15 protein-coding genes are annotated in these 17,405 nt (G+C 34.6%); all 15 read left to right on the plus strand.

Translation table 11 applies throughout. The annotated features are described in order from the left end of the window. Window positions 1-93: 93 nt before the first annotated feature. Window positions 94-1,419: a sigma-54-dependent transcriptional regulator gene (locus VUJ46_RS09055; RefSeq protein ID WP_326984657.1), complete on the plus strand. Its 1,326-nt coding sequence runs from the start codon at window positions 94-96 to the stop codon at window positions 1,417-1,419. Window positions 1,420-1,948: 529 nt separating this feature from the next. Next, window positions 1,949-3,643: a potassium-transporting ATPase subunit KdpA gene (gene kdpA, locus VUJ46_RS09060; protein WP_326984658.1), complete on the plus strand. Its 1,695-nt coding sequence runs from the start codon at window positions 1,949-1,951 to the stop codon at window positions 3,641-3,643. Between the two features lie 157 nt (window positions 3,644-3,800). Further along, window positions 3,801-5,840, plus strand: a complete 2,040-nt coding sequence (gene kdpB / locus VUJ46_RS09065; RefSeq protein ID WP_326984659.1) for a potassium-transporting ATPase subunit KdpB — start codon at window positions 3,801-3,803, stop codon at window positions 5,838-5,840. 91 nt (window positions 5,841-5,931) lie between these two features. Continuing rightward, window positions 5,932-6,480, plus strand: coding sequence for a potassium-transporting ATPase subunit C (locus VUJ46_RS09070; RefSeq protein ID WP_326984660.1), 549 nt, complete (start codon window positions 5,932-5,934; stop codon window positions 6,478-6,480). Window positions 6,481-6,494: 14 nt separating this feature from the next. After that, window positions 6,495-7,580 carry a porin gene (locus tag VUJ46_RS09075; protein WP_326984661.1) on the plus strand — a complete coding sequence of 362 codons (1,086 nt, stop codon included), beginning with the start codon at window positions 6,495-6,497 and terminating at the stop codon, window positions 7,578-7,580. Window positions 7,581-7,703: 123 nt separating this feature from the next. Continuing rightward, window positions 7,704-8,816: a sensor protein KdpD gene (locus tag VUJ46_RS09080; protein ID WP_326984662.1), complete on the plus strand. Its 1,113-nt coding sequence runs from the start codon at window positions 7,704-7,706 to the stop codon at window positions 8,814-8,816. Between the two features lie 6 nt (window positions 8,817-8,822). Further along, complete coding sequence (locus tag VUJ46_RS09085; protein ID WP_326984663.1) at window positions 8,823-10,538, plus strand: HAMP domain-containing sensor histidine kinase; 1,716 nt, start codon at window positions 8,823-8,825, stop codon at window positions 10,536-10,538. A 35-nt stretch (window positions 10,539-10,573) separates the two neighbouring features. Continuing rightward, window positions 10,574-11,044 carry an STM3941 family protein gene (locus VUJ46_RS22995; RefSeq protein ID WP_442784946.1) on the plus strand — a complete coding sequence of 157 codons (471 nt, stop codon included), beginning with the start codon at window positions 10,574-10,576 and terminating at the stop codon, window positions 11,042-11,044. A gap of 160 nt (window positions 11,045-11,204) precedes the next feature. After that, window positions 11,205-11,342, plus strand: coding sequence for a hypothetical protein (locus VUJ46_RS09090; RefSeq protein ID WP_326984664.1), 138 nt, complete (start codon window positions 11,205-11,207; stop codon window positions 11,340-11,342). A 44-nt stretch (window positions 11,343-11,386) separates the two neighbouring features. Then, entirely contained in the window at window positions 11,387-12,139 is a 753-nt protein-coding gene (locus tag VUJ46_RS09095; RefSeq protein ID WP_326984665.1) for a helix-turn-helix domain-containing protein, read from the plus strand. A gap of 23 nt (window positions 12,140-12,162) precedes the next feature. Further along, window positions 12,163-13,311: an FAD-dependent oxidoreductase gene (locus tag VUJ46_RS09100; RefSeq protein ID WP_326984666.1), complete on the plus strand. Its 1,149-nt coding sequence runs from the start codon at window positions 12,163-12,165 to the stop codon at window positions 13,309-13,311. Window positions 13,312-13,805: 494 nt separating this feature from the next. Next, entirely contained in the window at window positions 13,806-14,222 is a 417-nt protein-coding gene (locus tag VUJ46_RS09105; protein ID WP_326984667.1) for a hypothetical protein, read from the plus strand. Between the two features lie 12 nt (window positions 14,223-14,234). Continuing rightward, window positions 14,235-14,771, plus strand: coding sequence for an HD domain-containing protein (locus VUJ46_RS09110; protein WP_326984668.1), 537 nt, complete (start codon window positions 14,235-14,237; stop codon window positions 14,769-14,771). Between the two features lie 493 nt (window positions 14,772-15,264). Then, window positions 15,265-15,822: a YdeI/OmpD-associated family protein gene (locus VUJ46_RS09115; RefSeq protein WP_326984669.1), complete on the plus strand. Its 558-nt coding sequence runs from the start codon at window positions 15,265-15,267 to the stop codon at window positions 15,820-15,822. A 46-nt stretch (window positions 15,823-15,868) separates the two neighbouring features. Continuing rightward, a complete protein-coding gene (locus tag VUJ46_RS09120) occupies window positions 15,869-17,251 on the plus strand; it encodes a DUF4932 domain-containing protein (protein ID WP_326984670.1) in 1,383 nt (460 codons plus the stop codon). Window positions 17,252-17,405: the final 154 nt, after the last annotated feature.

The raw sequence follows: 17,405 nt of genomic DNA on the forward strand, positions 1-17,405 counted from the left end.
CCCTAAAACCCTCAAACCCTCCTACGCTATCTTTCTTTATTTTTATCCAAAATAATTCTCTAAGTTTGCAGAAGCTTTCCAAAAAACCACACCATGCACGGAAACATTCTGATCATCGATGACGAGATCAAGCTCCTGAAATTATTAGGAATGATCCTTTCCCAAGAAAATTTTAACGTAAAAGAAGCCTCCACCGCGCGTTCGGCAATGACGATGCTGGAACAATATGATTTTGATGTCGTTCTAAGCGACGTTCGGCTTCCCGATGCATTCGGCGTTGATCTTATAAAATCCATCAAAGCAAAATATCCTCACCTGGAAATCATTCTGATGACCGCTTTCGGGAATATTACGGATGCAGTTCAGGCGATGAAAAACGGAGCTTACGATTATTTAGTAAAAGGTGACGATAACGAGAAAATTATTCCGTTGGTGTATAAAGCCTTGGAAAAAGTAAAAGATAACAAATCTAAAATTGTTCAGAAAAGTTCTTATCAAAAAGGCTTTGAAGCGATTATCGGAAATTCACCTTTAATTCTTCAGGCTAAAAAACTGTCAGAAAAAGTAGCTTTAACCGATGCAACCGTCCTTTTAACAGGCGAAACAGGAACCGGAAAAGAGGTTTTCGCGAACGCTATTCATGAAGGAAGTGATAGGAAGAAAAATAATTTTGTGGCAATAAACTGCTCTGCTTTTAGTAAAGAAATTCTGGAAAGCGAACTTTTCGGACATAAAGCCGGAGCCTTTACGGGAGCTATAAAAGAGAAAAAAGGGTTGATAGAAGAAGCTAATGGCGGAACTTTATTTTTAGATGAAATTGGTGAAATGCCGATCGAACTTCAGGCAAAATTATTGCGCGTTTTAGAAACTAAAGAGTTCATCAAAATGGGTGAAACCAAAGTTTCAAGATCTGATTTTCGATTGATTGCCGCGACAAATCGTGATCTGGAAGAGGAAATTAAGCAGGGACATTTTCGTGAAGATCTTTACTTTAGATTAAATATTTTTGAAATCAGGCTTCCTGCGCTTCGTGAAAGAAAAGAGGATTTGAAGGCTTTGGCGAAAAATTTTATAGATGTTTTTTCTCAAAAATTACATATTTCCAACGTTCAGGTCACTCCCGAATATTACAAAACCTTAGAAAAAAATGAGTGGAAAGGAAATATTCGTGAGCTTAGAAATACGATTGAGAGAAGTTTAATATTAATGAATGACAATGTTTTAGATATTGAAAGTCTTCCTCATTATTCTGAAAAAATTTCTACAGAAAAAGATTCTTTAAGTATAAGATCCTTAGAAAAAGAGCATATTTTAAAAGTTTTACAATACACAAAAGGCAACAAAGCCGAAGCTGCGAGATTGCTGGAAATCGGGATTGCAACGTTGTATCGAAAATTGGAAGAATACGAACTTCGTTGAGTGTGAGAGTTTGAGAATCTTAGGGTTTGAGAGTTTAAATTATCTCGCTAAAACCTGCTTATAGCTTATTGTCTTTAGCCTAAAGCATCTTATCATTTTAATAACGAGCCTATCATTTTGATAGGCTTTTTTATTTTTTGGCACTACTTCAAAAACACGCAATACACTATCAATAAACAACTTAAATCAATTTTCATCAAATTGGACTTTCTTTTGGCATTATGGCTTTAGAATAAAATATTTTAAAAATGACAATTTCAAGAAAAACGTTCAAAAGACGGAAGCACTCATTGCTGAGTTTGCTGATGGTATCGTATGTAGTTTTCACCATTCTAATTCTGGTCGTAACAAGATGATGATGCTTTGCTTACTGGTGCTATGCGTAGTACTATTTTGGATATTATATCAATCTGTTGAATTTTTTGACAAAATATAGAAAATTATGTGGAGTTTATTTTTCCTTTCAATATTAGCCTTTGTTTACATCTGCTATGTTTTAATGAAACCTGAAAAATTTTAATCAAAAATCATGAATACAGAAATTTTAGGCATTATAGTAATGTTCACCATTACATTAGTTATCGGCATTTTCCTTGGAAAATATATTGCTAATGTTTATGGTTATAAAAAGACTTTTTTAGATAAAATTTTTCAGCCTGTTGAAAATTTCATTTATAAAATTTCAGGCATCAATCCGAATAAGCAAATGACCTGGAAACAGAACATGTTTGCAATGTTAACCATCAATATTGTTTGGTTTGTGATCGGATTTTTTATTTTGTTAAACCAATCCTGGCTTCCTTTAAATCCCGACGGAAACCCGAATATGTCACCGGATTTAGCTTTCAATACAGCCATTTCTTTCTTGGTGAACTGTAATTTACAACATTATTCAGGTGAAACAGGAGTCAGTTATTTGAGCCAGCTTTATTTAATGTTTCTTCAATTCGTAACGGCAGCAACAGGAATGGCAGCTATGGCGGTACTTTTCAAAGCTTTTAAAGACAAAACAACGACGGAATTAGGAAATTTTTACGATTTTTTCACTAAATCGATGATCAGAATTTTAGTTCCGATCAGTATTGTTGTCGCATTGATTCTTTCAGCCAACGGAAGTCCGATGACTTTTGAAGGAAAAGACCATATCACCACCCTGGAAGGACAAAAAGTTGATGTTTCCAGAGGTCCTGCAGCAGCGTTTATTGCCATAAAACATTTAGGAACAAACGGTGGCGGATTTTTCGGAACCAACTCAGCACATCCGCTTGAAAACCCGAATTACCTTACGAATATGACCGAAATGGTCACTCAGATGATTATTCCGCTTGCCTTAGTTTTTGCACTTGGATTTTATTTAAAGAAAAGAAAACTGTCCTGGACGATTTTCACCATCATGACCATTGGTTTTCTGGCTTTGACCGTTCCAAATGTCATTAATGAAACCAACGGAAACCCATTAATTACCCAAATGGGCACCGATCCTCATCTCGGCGCAATGGAAGGCAAAGAAATCCGTTTCGGAAGTGCGGCTTCAGCGTATTGGAGCATTGCTACAACAGTGATTTCCACAGGTTCTGTGAATGCGATGCACGACAGCACAATGCCACTTTCAGGAATGAATCAGCTTCTGGCGATGATGATTAACTGTTTCTACGGAGGCTGCGGAGTCGGTATTCTGAATTATTTCATCTTCATCATTCTCGCGGTATTTATCAGTGGTCTGATGGTCGGAAGAACCCCTGAATTTATGGGTAAAAAAATTGAAGCCAAAGAAATGAAAATCGCAATGATTGTGGCTTTATTTCACCCTTTCTTAATTTTGGCAGGAACCGCTTTAACGGCTTATTTACCGGAATTCGGAGCTAAAACATTAAATAATCCTGGTTTCCACGGATTCAGTGAGATGTTGTATGAATTTACCTCTTCTTCCGCAAACAACGGTTCCGGATTTGAAGGACTGGGCGACAATACGCTTTGGTGGAATATATCAACAGGAATTGTTTTGCTGCTGTCAAGATTTATTCCAATTATTGGTCCCATCGCGATTGCAGGATTATTAGCCCAGAAAAAATACATCCCGGAAAGTGCCGGAACATTAAAAACAGATACGGCCACTTTCGGAATGATGACCTTAGCCGTAATTCTTCTGATTGCCGCATTATCTTTCTTCCCGGCACTGACTCTGGGTCCGATCGCGGAACAGCTTCAATATTTTTCTAAATAAAATTTAAATAACTGAACCATTAAGGTGATTTAAGAGGTTAAGAATATTAAGATAATCATACAATTAAGTTTAAAATATTCTTTGAATATTTCTTACTAAACGTAATTCCTTAGCTCAATCTTAATGATTTAAATAAAAAATAAAATCATTCAAAGCAATGAAAAATCAATCTCAGACATTATTTCAAAAAGATTTGGTGAACGAAGCGATCAAACAATCTTTCGTTAAACTGAATCCGAAAATTATGTTTAAAAATCCCGTGATGTTTCTGGTAGAAATCGGAACGGTCGTGATGCTGATTGTTAGCTTATTTAGCTTAACAGGTGACAAATCACAAGGCAGTTTTGCTTATAATTTTTTAGTATTTATCATCTTATTTTTCACCGTTTTATTTGCCAATTTTGCGGAAGCCATCGCCGAAGCGAGAGGAAAAGCTCAGGCCGATACATTGAGAAAAACCCGTGAAGAAACTCCCGCAAAAGTTGTTGTTGACAACAAACAGGGATTTCAGGTAGAAACGGTTTTAAAAAAATCTGCCGATATGAAATTGGGTGATATTTTCCTTTGTGAAACCGGCGACCAGATCCCAATGGACGGAGAAATTATTGAAGGTTTAGCAACCATCGACGAGTCAGCCATCACCGGAGAAAGCGCACCCGTCATTCGTGAAGCGGGAGGTGATAAAAGTTCGGTAACGGGCGGTACAAAAGTACTTTCCGACAGAATAAAAGTGAAAGTCACCACCAAACCCGGAGAATCTTTCCTCGATAAAATGATTGCCCTTGTAGAAGGAGCTTCAAGGCAAAAAACGCCCAACGAAATCGGATTAACCATACTTTTAGCAGGGTTTACCCTCACATTCATCATCGTTACAGTTACGCTAAAACCTTTTGCAGACTACGCGCAGACGCCGATCACTATTGCGGCATTTATATCACTTTTCGTTTGTCTGATACCCACAACGATTGGCGGTCTGCTTTCTGCAATCGGAATCGCGGGAATGGACAGAGCACTGAGAGCCAACGTGATCACAAAAAGTGGAAAAGCCGTTGAAACTGCGGGCGACATTGATGTTTTGCTTTTGGATAAAACAGGAACCATCACGATTGGAAACCGTAAAGCGACACAATTTCATCCATCGAACGGAATTCAGCTTGATGAATTTATAAAAGCTTCGGCATTGAGTTCTGTTGCCGATGAAACGCCGGAAGGAAAATCAATTATAGAATTAAGTCAGCTACAATCTGAAGATTTATTGGTGAATAATCCTGTTTACATTGACTTTACGGCTGAAACCAGAACTTCAGGTATTGATTTTGAAAACACAAGAATCCGAAAAGGAGCCTATGATACGATTAAAAAACTGACCGAAAAAGCCGGAAATATTTTCCCACCAGAAACTCAGGAAGCTACAACGAAAATCTCTGAAAACGGAGGAACGCCTTTAGTTGTTTCCGTGAATGAAAAGGTTTGGGGAGTCATTGAACTTCAAGACATTATCAAAACAGGAATTCAGGAGCGTTTTCAACGATTGAGAAAAATGGGTGTGAAAACGGTGATGGTAACAGGGGACAACCCTTTAACCGCAAAATTTATCGCTGAAAAAGCCGGTGTTGATGATTTTATTGCCGAAGCCAAACCCGAAGATAAGATGAATTACATCAAAAAAGAACAACAGGAAGGAAAACTCGTTGCGATGATGGGAGACGGAACCAATGACGCTCCCGCTCTTGCCCAAGCCGATGTTGGTGTTGCGATGAACAGCGGAACTCAGGCTGCTAAAGAAGCCGGAAATATGGTGGATTTAGATAATGATCCTACTAAATTAATTGAAATCGTAGAAATCGGAAAACAGCTTTTAATGACCCGCGGAACGTTGACGACTTTCAGTATTGCCAATGATGTTGCTAAATATTTTGCCATTATTCCGGCGTTGTTTATCACATTTATTCCGGCGCTGCAAAAACTGAATATTATGAATCTTCACAGTCCGGAATCAGCCATTTTATCGGCGATTATTTTCAATGCGATCATCATCCCGATTTTAATTCCATTGGCATTAAAAGGTGTTGCTTACAAACCGATCGGAGCCAGTGCATTATTAAGAAGAAACCTTCTGATTTATGGTTTAGGCGGAATTATCGCTCCATTTATCGGAATAAAAATCATCGATTTAGGAATCAGTCTTTTCTTTTAGGCTGGAGGTGGGAAGTTGATAACGTAATATTTTAATTCTATCATCCCTCTCCTATCTTCCATCCTATTCAACTCAAAAAATTTAATTCAAAATGAAAAATCATATCCTTTCCGCATTCAGATTAACGCTTGTTATGCTCGTTATTGTTGGAATTTATTTAGGCGTTGTTTACGCAGGTTCTAAAATATTGCCAACACAGGGAAATGCTGAAATTATCAATTATAAAGGGCAGAAATTCTATGCCAATATCGGTCAGAATTTTAGATCTCTGAAGTATTTCCACGGTCGTCCGTCTGCGGTAGATTACAATGCATCGGGAAGTGCGGGAAGCAATAAAGGACCAAGCAATGAAGAATATCTGCAAACCGTTCAGAAAAGAATAGACACGCTGAAAATGCAGAATCCGGAAATGCAAAATGAGAAAGTTCCCGTAGAGTTGGTAACCGCCAGCGGAAGTGGTCTTGATCCGGATATCTCTCCTGAAGGCGCATTATATCAAATTAAAAGAATTGCAAAAATCAGAAATCTTTCTGCTGAAAAACTGGAAGATTTAATTAAAAATCAAACGGAAAACACTCTTTTCGGTCCATCCAAAGTTAATGTTTTAAAATTGAATATTGCCTTAAACGATCTAAAGTAAACCTGATCATCACCATGAAAAAATATATTATCATCGCTTCAATTTTAGGAATATTTTTCCCAAAAGCACAATCATCAGATTCATTAAAAACAGAAAATAAAGTTGTATTTTCAGCGTACGCGGAATTATTTTACACATATGATTTTAATGAACCATCCAATCACCTGCGTCAGAATTTTTTATATTCCTACAACCGACACAATGAATTGAATTTAAATCTGGGGCTTGTAAAAGCGGCTTATCAAAATGAGAATTTCCGCGCCAATCTGGCATTCATGGCAGGAACTTACGCCCAAGATAATATGGCGGCAGAGCAGGAAGCATTGCGATATGTAAACGAAGCTAATATTGGAATTAAAATTTCAAAAACCAAAAACCTATGGATTGATGCCGGAATCATGCCTTCACACATTGGTTGGGAAAGCGCCATTGGAAAGGATAACATTAATCTTACAAGAAGTTTTGCGGCAGAAAATTCGCCTTATTTTGAAACAGGAGCAAAAATTTCCTATACTTCTGATAGTGGAAAATGGTTTCTGAGCGGATTGGTTTTAAACGGATGGCAAAGAATCGCCAAACCTGAAGGCAACCAGACCATTTCTTTTGGTCATCAAATTACTTATAAACCGAATGAAAAAATTACGTTAAACAGCAGTTCATTCATCGGAAATGACAAATCGAAAGATGAGAAAAAAATGCGTTATTTCCATGATTTGTATGGAAATTTTCAACTAACGGAAAAATTCTCAGCAACCTTGGGTTTTGATATCGGAGCAGAGCAAAAAGAAAAAGATAGTAAAAGTTACAATCTATGGTATTCGCCGAATATTTTAATGAAATATCAATTGGACAACAAATGGGCTTTGGCTGGAAGATTAGAATATTATAATGATAAAAATGGAGTCATTATCAATACAGGAACAGAAAACGGATTTCAAACTTTCGGATATTCTTTGAATGTAGATTATGCCATCCTAAAGAACGTAATTTTCCGTACAGAAGCAAGAGGATTTACTTCTAAAGATGCCATTTTCGCAAAAAATGATGACTTTAAAAAAGGGAATTTCTTTATCACAACAGGCCTTGCGGCCTGGTTTTAAAAAGTAGGAAGATGGAAGCTGGGAGATGGAAGTTAAAAAAGTACGTATTGACTTCCAGCCTCCAGCTTCAAACCTCCAGCAAAATATATGCTTCAAAAGTTTAAATTAAAAAGAATAAAATCTATGTCATCATCAGCAAAAGATTTTTTAGAACTGATTCAAAAATCCCGAAAAGGAAAGTTTAAAATTTACATCGGAATGAGTGCAGGTGTAGGAAAAACTTTTCGTATGCTTCAGGAAGCTCATTCCCTTTTGCGAAACGGCGTTGACGTAAAGATTGGCTACATCGAAACCCACGGAAGAGAAGAAACTGAGGCTTTAGTCGATGGGCTACCGGAAATTTCCCGAAAATCTATTTTTTATAAAGGAAAAAGCCTAGAAGAAATGGATCTTCAAGCGATCATTAATGAGCATCCCGAAGTAGTTCTTGTCGATGAATTAGCTCACACCAATGTAGAAGGTTCAAAGAATAAAAAAAGGTGGCAGGACGTTCTGGAGATTCTCGATAACGGAATTAATGTCATCAGTGCGATGAATATTCAGCATATTGAAAGCCTGAATGAGGAGGTTAAAAAAATCACAGGAATTGAAGTGGCAGAGCGCGTTCCTGATAAAATTTTAGCCTTAGCTGATGAAGTGGTTAATATTGATTTGACCGCTGATGAATTATTAACGCGACTGAAAGAAGGAAAAATTTATAAAAAAGAAAAAGTTCAAACAGCACTAAACAATTTTTTCCAAAGCGGACATATTCTACAGCTTCGTGAATTGGCCTTAAAGGAAGTCGCCACCCACGTTGAAAGAAAAGTAGAAACGGAAATTAAAACGGAAAATTTTAAACCTATAAAATTTCTCGCCTGTATAAGCAGTAATGAAAAAATAGCGAAAAATATCATCCGAAAAACGGCAAGACTAGCCAGTTATTACAATAGTCCGTGGACGGTTTTATACATTCAAAAGCCGGCAGAAAATCCTGAAAAAATTGCGTTAAACAAACAGCGTTTCTTAATTAATAATTTTAATTTAGCACAAGAATTGGGAGCAAAAGTGATCCGATTAAAAGAAAACAGTGTTCATAAAGGAATTCTGGACTATGTGATCGAGCACAATATCACGACAGTATGTATCGGAAAGCCTCATGCTCATTTGTTGCAGAGAATTTTTGGCTACAGCTGGATTTACACGCTCATGAACAGATTGAATGAGAGACAGATTGACATTATTATTTTATCTTAAAGCACAATGAAATTAAAAACAAAACTCACCTTAGGAGTTGGTCTTCTGTTTATCCTGATTGTCTTGCTATCAGTGATTGGCTCTGTGTATATCAACAAATTGAAATCGGATACCGAAAAAATTCTGACCGCCAATTACAACAGTTTAGAATTCTCCAAAAACATGTTGTTGGCTTTAGATAAAATTAAAAATGACAGCACGATTGCCATTAAAGATTTTCAGAAAAACAGCGTTTTACAGGAAAAAAATTTAACCGAATTCGGAGAAAGAGAAGCCACCCAGAATCTTAATTTACATTTTAAAAGCTACCTCAGCCAACCGACTGATGATAAAGAAAAACTTATTCGTGAGGATTTGGTTACGATCATGTCATTAAACATGAAAGGCATTGAGCGAAAAAGTGACATTGCGATCATCACGGCAGAAAATGCGACTTTCTGGATAGCGTGTTTGGGAACGATTTGCTTTTTAATCGCCGTAACTTTATTATTTAACTTACCTCAAACCATTGCTGAACCTATCAATCAACTGACTTTCAGCATACGGCAGATTGCGAATAAAAATTATAGCGAAAGAGTTCATTTTAAAGGAAGTGAAGAATTCAACGATTTGGCAAATTCTTTCAATGTGATGGCGGAAAAATTACAGGAGTACGAAAGCAGTACATTGTCGAAACAGCTGATGGATAAAAAGCGCATCGAAACTTTGGTGAATAATATGCACGATGCCGTGATTGGTTTAGATGAAAATCATTTTATCTATATGATTAATGATGAAGCTTTAAAAATCACCAATTTAAATAAATATGAAATCATCGGAAAAACTGTACATGAAGTTGCTGTAAATAATGATCTTGTAAGAGAATTATTAAAAAATATCGATCATCCTCAAAAAGACCCGATTAAAATTATTTCTGATAATAAAGAAAATTATTTCGAGCAAGATATCATTCCGATTAATATTGTAAAGACAGGCGAAAAAGAAAAAAAATACATCGGAAAAGTAATTTTGCTTAGAAACATCACCCCTTTTAAAGAGCTTGATTTTGCAAAAACCAATTTTATTGCTACGATTTCTCATGAGTTAAAAACCCCAATTTCATCTATGAAAATGGGAGTTCAATTATTAGGAAATCAAAAATTCGGAGTATTAAATGAGCAGCAGCAGGAATTACTAAAAAGTATTAATGAAGACGGGCAACGTTTATTGGATATTACAGGGGAACTTTTAAATTTATCTCAGGTTGAAACCGGAAATATCCGCTTGAATATTGAAAAATGTTCACCAAAAGATATTGTGCAAGTAGCCATAAAAAATGTTGAAAAATTAACCGAACAGAAAAATATTTCCATTCATTCTCAAATTTTACTGAATGATGATGATTTTGTTTCTGCAGATTTTGACAAAACCGTTTGGGTGATGAATAATTTCCTGAGCAACGCCATTAAACATTCTTTTCAGGATGAAAATATTCAGATATTGGTTGAAAAAATCAATTCAAATATAAAATTCAGCATTACAGATACCGGAAAAGGGATTGATGAAAAATACCATCGTCAAATCTTTGACCGCTATTTTCAGGTTCCCGGCGAACATCAAAACGGAACAGGACTCGGATTGGCAATTTCTAAAAACTTTATTGAAAAACAGCATGGCGAAATTGGGGTAAAAAGCTCTTTGAATCTGGGAAGTACTTTTTATTTTGTATTACCTTTCGCTTAGAAATATTTATATTTAATCTTTAATTCTTATTATCCATGAATGAAGTTCATTTTTATTCTAATAAAACCAAAAATTTGCTTTCATTTATAACCTCCGCTATATTCTGTACGGCTTTCATATACTCTTATGAAGATTTACAAAATAAAAAATTAACCACAGTAATTATTTCACATTTAGCGTTTCTGCTTTTTACGTTTGGCAGTGGTTCAACATTCCTTTTATTGATAAGAAAAAAACCTTTACTTACAATTACCAATACCGAAATTATCATTTATAATTTATTATCAAAAACTATTTCTGTAAAATTTGAAAATATTTCTAATTTTTACATCCATAAAAGTACGTATCGTGGAATTAAGACAACTGAAAGCATAAACATTGTATATAATCGCAAAAATAAACAGAAGTTCTTCGGTTCACATAATATCCAAACTAATACTTTGAATGTTAAAACTGAAGATTTATTAAAAATTTTAAATAGCTATTTGCAACTATCCAGATCATAGACGTTATTTTATTTTTATAATTTTTAATAAAAATTTCTAAATTTGAATTAAATTCACAACGATGAACACATCAGATTTAAAAATTGATTTGATCAATCGAATTAACCAACTAAAAGAAGTGCGAATTATTGAAGAAATTCAAAAATTACTAGATTTTTAATTGGATAAAGGTGAATATATTCTTACAGATCCTAAAAAAGACAGAATTTCTGAAGCACAGGAAGAATATAAAAACTCGTCTTTTCTTACCGACGAGCAAGCCGATCAAGATATCGAAGAATGGCTAAAAGAAAAATAATATGGACACAAACAGCCAATATCGAAAGAATTGAGGAATAAAAAATGTCAGATCTCATTTATCAGTCACAAAAACCAGACCCTTCCCTTTCCGGCTTTGTGGAAAGTTCTTGGATGCTGGATAATCCGTCAGAAAACAAAGAAGTCATTCTATTGCCTGATGGAAGGATTGATTTGCTCTTTTCACAATCTTTAAAAGAACCGTTTCACATCGTCTTATTAGGAATCGGAACGCATCCTGAACAAGTTGTTATCGCTGAAAAAACTAAGATTTTTGCGGTAAGTTTTAATTTAATTGCGGCAGAATATATTTTACATCAAAGTATTTCTGATCTGTTAAATAATGCGAAAATTTTACCTTCTGACTTTTGGAATTTTACGATTGATGATTTAAATGATTTCGAAAAATTCTGTGAAAAAATTTCAGTTAAGATTAAAGAAGAACTTTCCACTCAAAAAATTGATGAAAGGAAACTTAAATTATTTGATTTAATTTATTCATTAAAAGGTTCGTTAACGGTGAAAGAACTTTCGGAAAAAGTAATTTGGAGCGAAAGGCAAATCAATCGTTATTTTAATCAGCAATTTGGAATTTCATTAAAATCATATTTGGGAATTTTACGTTTTCGGGCTTCATTTCAACATATTAAGGACGGAAAACTGTTTCCTGAAGAGAACTTTTCCGACCAGTCACATTTCATTAAAGAAATCAAAAAATTATCCGGATTTCTTCCAAAAGAATTAAGCCAAAATCAAAACGACCGATTTATACAATTTTCCGTGCTACCCAAAAAGTAATTTTGTACTATAAAATTTAAGTTATGGTAATTGATAATAAAAAAATCGCCATTATTGGCGGCGGTCCCGGAGGATTGACATTGGCAAGACTTTTACAATTAAAAAATGCTGATGTTAAAGTGTATGAAAGAGATGAGAATAAAGATGTTCGTGTGCAGGGTGCAACTTTAGATCTGCATGAAGAATCTGGATTGGAAGCACTTCGAAGAGCAGGTCTGATGAAGAAGTTCAAAGCAAATTATCGTCCGAATGCAGGAAAATTGAAAATTTTAGATAAAGATTTAACTATTCATCTTAATGAACATTCTGCCGATGAAACCTACTCCGAAGATCGTCCGGAAATCGACAGAGCTCCACTTCGAAAAATATTGTTGGATTCTTTGAAACCTGAAACTGTGGTTTGGGACAGCCAATTTATTTCCATGGAAAAAGAGGGTGAAGGTTGGAAATTGCATTTCAAAAATGGAAATTCTTATTACGCTGATATCGTCATTGCAGCAGACGGAGCGAATTCCAAAATAAGGTCTTATCTTACAGATATTACATCAATTTATTCAGGAATAACGATGATTGAAGGGAATATTTACAATGCTAAAATCAACGCTCCAAAACTTTGGGAATTGGTAAATGGTGGGAAAGTTTTTGCTTTAGACAATAATCAATCTCTTCTTTTCAGTACCAAAGGTGATGGAACTTTGACATTTTATACCGGATGTAAATCCGATGAAAACTGGGTGAAAAATTCCGGAATTGATTTTAAGAATAAAAATCAGGTTTTCGAATGGTTTAAAGAAGAATTTTCTTCATGGAAAAAAGATTTTCATGAATTATTTGAAAGTGGTGAAATTTCCATTATTCCAAGACCCCAATACCACTACCCTCCTGATCAATCATGGGAAACTTTATCTACTCTGACTTTATTAGGCGACGCAGCCCACAGAATGCCTCCTTACGCTGGAGAAGGTGTCAATATGGCGATGCAGGACGCTTTCGAATTAGCGGAAAATTTGACAAACAATACTTTTGAAACCATACAATCAGCTATTTCAGATTATGAAAAAAATATGCTAAAACGAGCTTCTGAGATTACAAGAATCACTTTAAACAGTACAGAAATGTTACATTCTCCGAAGGCGATCGAAAATCTTTTGAAGATGTTTAAAGGAGAATAATTTTGAGGTTTTCATTCGTTTTTCTAAGAAAATAAGTAAATTAGATCATCTTTACTCACTCTATGAAAACAGACAGAAATAAGTATTTAATCCTTAATTATATTTTTATCATTTGTCTGATCAGCTTATGCGTAAACGATCATTTTTTGAAATATCAGTTTTCAAATATAGTAACCGGTAAGCTATCAGATATGGCGGGAATTATTCTTTTGCCTCTTTTGTTAACTTATATTTTTCCGAAACTTAAAACAAAGTCGATATGGATCAGTGCATTATTATTCACATTTTGGAAATCACCTTACTCCCAGGAACTGATTAATTTTTATAATCATTTGGCTTTTATTCAGATCATAAGAGTAGTTGATTATTCTGATCTTCTTGTGCTTTTTTTACTGCCCGTCCCCTATGTTTTAATGCAAAAAATAGAGGAATGGAATACAATTAAAATTAGTAACATCCAACCTTTTTTTGTATTATTTCCGACAATTTTTATAATGATGTCGACTTCTCCTCCGGTCAGTTTGTTTTATACGTATAGTAATGGTACCTTTAAATGTCACAAGTGTACTGTTACAGTAAAATATACCCAAGAGGAAATCGTTGAAAAACTGAAACAATCGAATATTATATTCGATAGCATCTATCCTATGGGAAAATTTCCTTACCAAAGAGCCCCGAGCCTGGCTAATGAAAATATTCATTTCTATAAAATTAATAAAATGATTATTGATCAAGATACTTTACGAAATCTCGATTTTTCGATGAGACGTATAAATGAAAACAAAACAATAATTCATTTTAACGGAATGGATGTCAACAGTAAAATCTCTTACTATCAAATGGACAGAAAAATAAAAAAATATTATAAATCACTTGTTCTTGGGGAAATTTCAGGTTCTTTAAAGAAATAAAATACGCATTATATGAACACTCAGGACACTTATCAAAACACCATACAATTTGCAGCCCAACAGCACACGGATAAAAACCAAACCATTCCGGGATCTCATCTTCCTTACGTTGTGCATCTCAGCAATGTTGCGATGGAAATTTTGGTTGCCTCAGAGAAATCGGAAAATTTTAATACTGAATTTGCTATTCAACTCGCTTTACTTCATGATACTTTGGAAGATACGGATGTTACTTTCGAAGAATTAGAATATCAATTCGGAAAAGCTGTGGCTGATGGAGTTTTAGCGTTAACGAAAAATTCTGATCTCGAAAAATCCGAAAAAATGATGGATAGTTTGCGAAGAATTCAACAACAGCCGAAAGAAGTTTGGGCCGTAAAATTGGCGGACAGAATTACCAATTTACAAACTCCACCTCACTTTTGGAAAGAAGAAAAAATCATAAAATATAAAGAAGAGGCGAAAATTATTCTTGAAGAACTTCGGGGTGGAAATGCATATCTGGAAAGAAGATTGGGAGATAAGATTAAAAAATATAATTGCCTTTAATTATGAACTGCAATGGAATATTATACTTATTGGTCACTTTTAGAAACTCCAAGTAATTCAATTAAACCATATTCTATTTTTTTAATATTACTTATTATTTCAATAATTACTTTTATATGGCTTCTAAAATTTCAAAAGAATGACAATGATGATAAAAAGCTTTATTTAATTTTGACAGGTCTATTTACTGGATTATCACTTTTTGGATCTATATATTTAAAGTTTTTCACTGTTGATAATACCAATGAAAGAATCAAAAAATTTAAATAAAACAGAAGGTAGAATTTCAAAAGAACTTCACAAGGAAAAACTATTATTGATCGCTTCGAAGTCAATTCTGTAGTCTTTGAATATTACGAGAACGCTTTGTATGAATTTAGTCATTTCGGGGGTAACAGAATTGACAATCTCTATGATAGTTTAAAAGTTAGAATTACTTATGCAAAAGGAGATACGTTTAACTAAATTTTGAAAATTGAAATCGCAAAGTAAAATGGCAGCAACATTTTTCCCAACGCAAGAAGAATTCCGAGAATGGTTGCAGAAAAATCACAAAACGGAAAAGGAATTGGTGGTAGGATTTTATAAAATCGGAACGAAAAAACTGTCCATAACCTGGTCGGAATCGGTGGATCAGGCATTGTGTTTTGGCTGGATTGACGGCATTCGGAAATCGATCGATGCTGAAAGTTACAGCATCCGTTTTACGCCCCGAAAACCGACCAGTATCTGGAGCGCCATTAATATTAAAAAAATGGATGATCTTACAAAAGCCGGATTGATGACTGAGGAAGGTCTGAAAGCTTTTCAACTAAGAAAAGAAGAAAGATCTGCCATTTATTCACATGAAAAAGATCTTGCTACGCTTTATCCTGCTTACGAAGAACAATTTAAAGCCAATAAAAAAGCATGGGAATTTTTCAATAACCAGGCGCCTTCTTATAAAAAAGTAATGCTTCACTGGATTACGAGTGCCAAACAGGAGAAAACGAGAATTTCGAGATTGGAAAAGGTAATTATTGCAAGTGAAAACGGAAAACGTGTAACATAGTTTTCTAAAAACCTACTCATACAAAAATAAATATTTACTAATAACAATGAAAAAGATCTGCATTGGATTACTATTAATTTTATCATTCTCACTATTTTCCCAGAAAAATATTAAAGTGGAATTAACGGAAAGCTATGAATTGGGTAATATTATTTTAGCTTTAACGGAATATGGAAAAACGGATCCTTGGGATGTACAGAAAATTCCACCTTATTATGATGAAATCCTTCAGTATTTTGACCCGGTAAAAGATCACCCACTTTTAAAAAAAGTAAATTATTCGCGGGAGAAGTGGAAAAACTTTCTCGGATTCAGAACAGATATGTACGCTTTTTCTTTTGATAAAAACGGAAAACTGAAAAGAGACTATCCTTTTAATTCATTTGGTCCTCAGGAGGTTGATGATCATTTGGAATTAATAAATGATTTCGTTAAAAAGTCAGATTACCGACAGTTTTATCGTCAGCATCAAAGTGTCTACAAACAAATCATTAAAAACTACAAAGATTATTATTTCATCAATAAAAGCTTTTTATTTTTGGATGATCTTGCTCCCAAATCTAAGGAAAACGTGGGGAGTAATTATATTATTGCCATTTCTCCGCTGGTGGGAGGGCAAAACTGCCATCGGGAAATTGACAGTCTGACGACTGTGGATTTTCCCAATATTGATAAAGATCTTATCCTGGGAAATATGAAGTCCCATATCGAAAGTCGGATTTCCGCCAACCATTCAATTTTTACGGAGATGGATCATGGATATGTAAACCCTCTCTCGAGCCGACATTCAAAATTGATTTCAGCAAATTTTAACCCTGAAAAATGGGCTAAGAATTCAGGATATAAAGGAATAAATATTTTTAATGAATATATGACCTGGGCTGTTTATGATTTATTTATTCACGAATATTTTCCAAAACAAAAAGTTGACAGCATTTCCAATGTATTTTCAAAGCAAAATAGCACGAGAGGTTTTATCGCTCAGAATATATTTTCTAAAAAGCTACTGAGTCTTTATCAAAAAAGTAGCGCAAAAAAACTTGATGACCTTTACGAACCGATGCTGAAATGGTGCAAAAGTGTGGAGAATAAGATTACACAGCCCCTCCTGTTAAATGCCGACAGCAAAAATTTTATCAGTTTACTAAATGAAACTGTTACTCTTAATTTCTCTGAACCTATGAAAAAGTCTGATGAAATAGAAGTCACTGTTTATGAGTTTCAAGATGGAAAGCAAACCAAGAACAGCATGTTGATATCCGTAAAAAATCCTGTCTGGTCAAAAGACGGACGATCGGTAAGTTTTAAACTGAGTACCACCTATAATGAATATGCTCTCGGCTTTTATCATTGGAAAAATTTAAAAGGACTTTATTCACAAAATGATATTTTACTTTATGCCAACAGCTACATTCTTATTAAAAAGTAACAGCAGTTTACAGATATGAGCTCACAACAATAAACACCATCATTTCAACGGGTTATGAACAGAAAGTAGGACTCCGGTATTTTAATCAGTTATGGTCTTTTTAAGGTCAAAAAATATTCTTAATCCATCTGACATTTTGCTACGAAAGCCCTTT

This window comes from Chryseobacterium sp. MYb264, from assembly GCF_035974275.1.
Classification (GTDB): Bacteria; Bacteroidota; Bacteroidia; order Flavobacteriales; family Weeksellaceae; genus Chryseobacterium.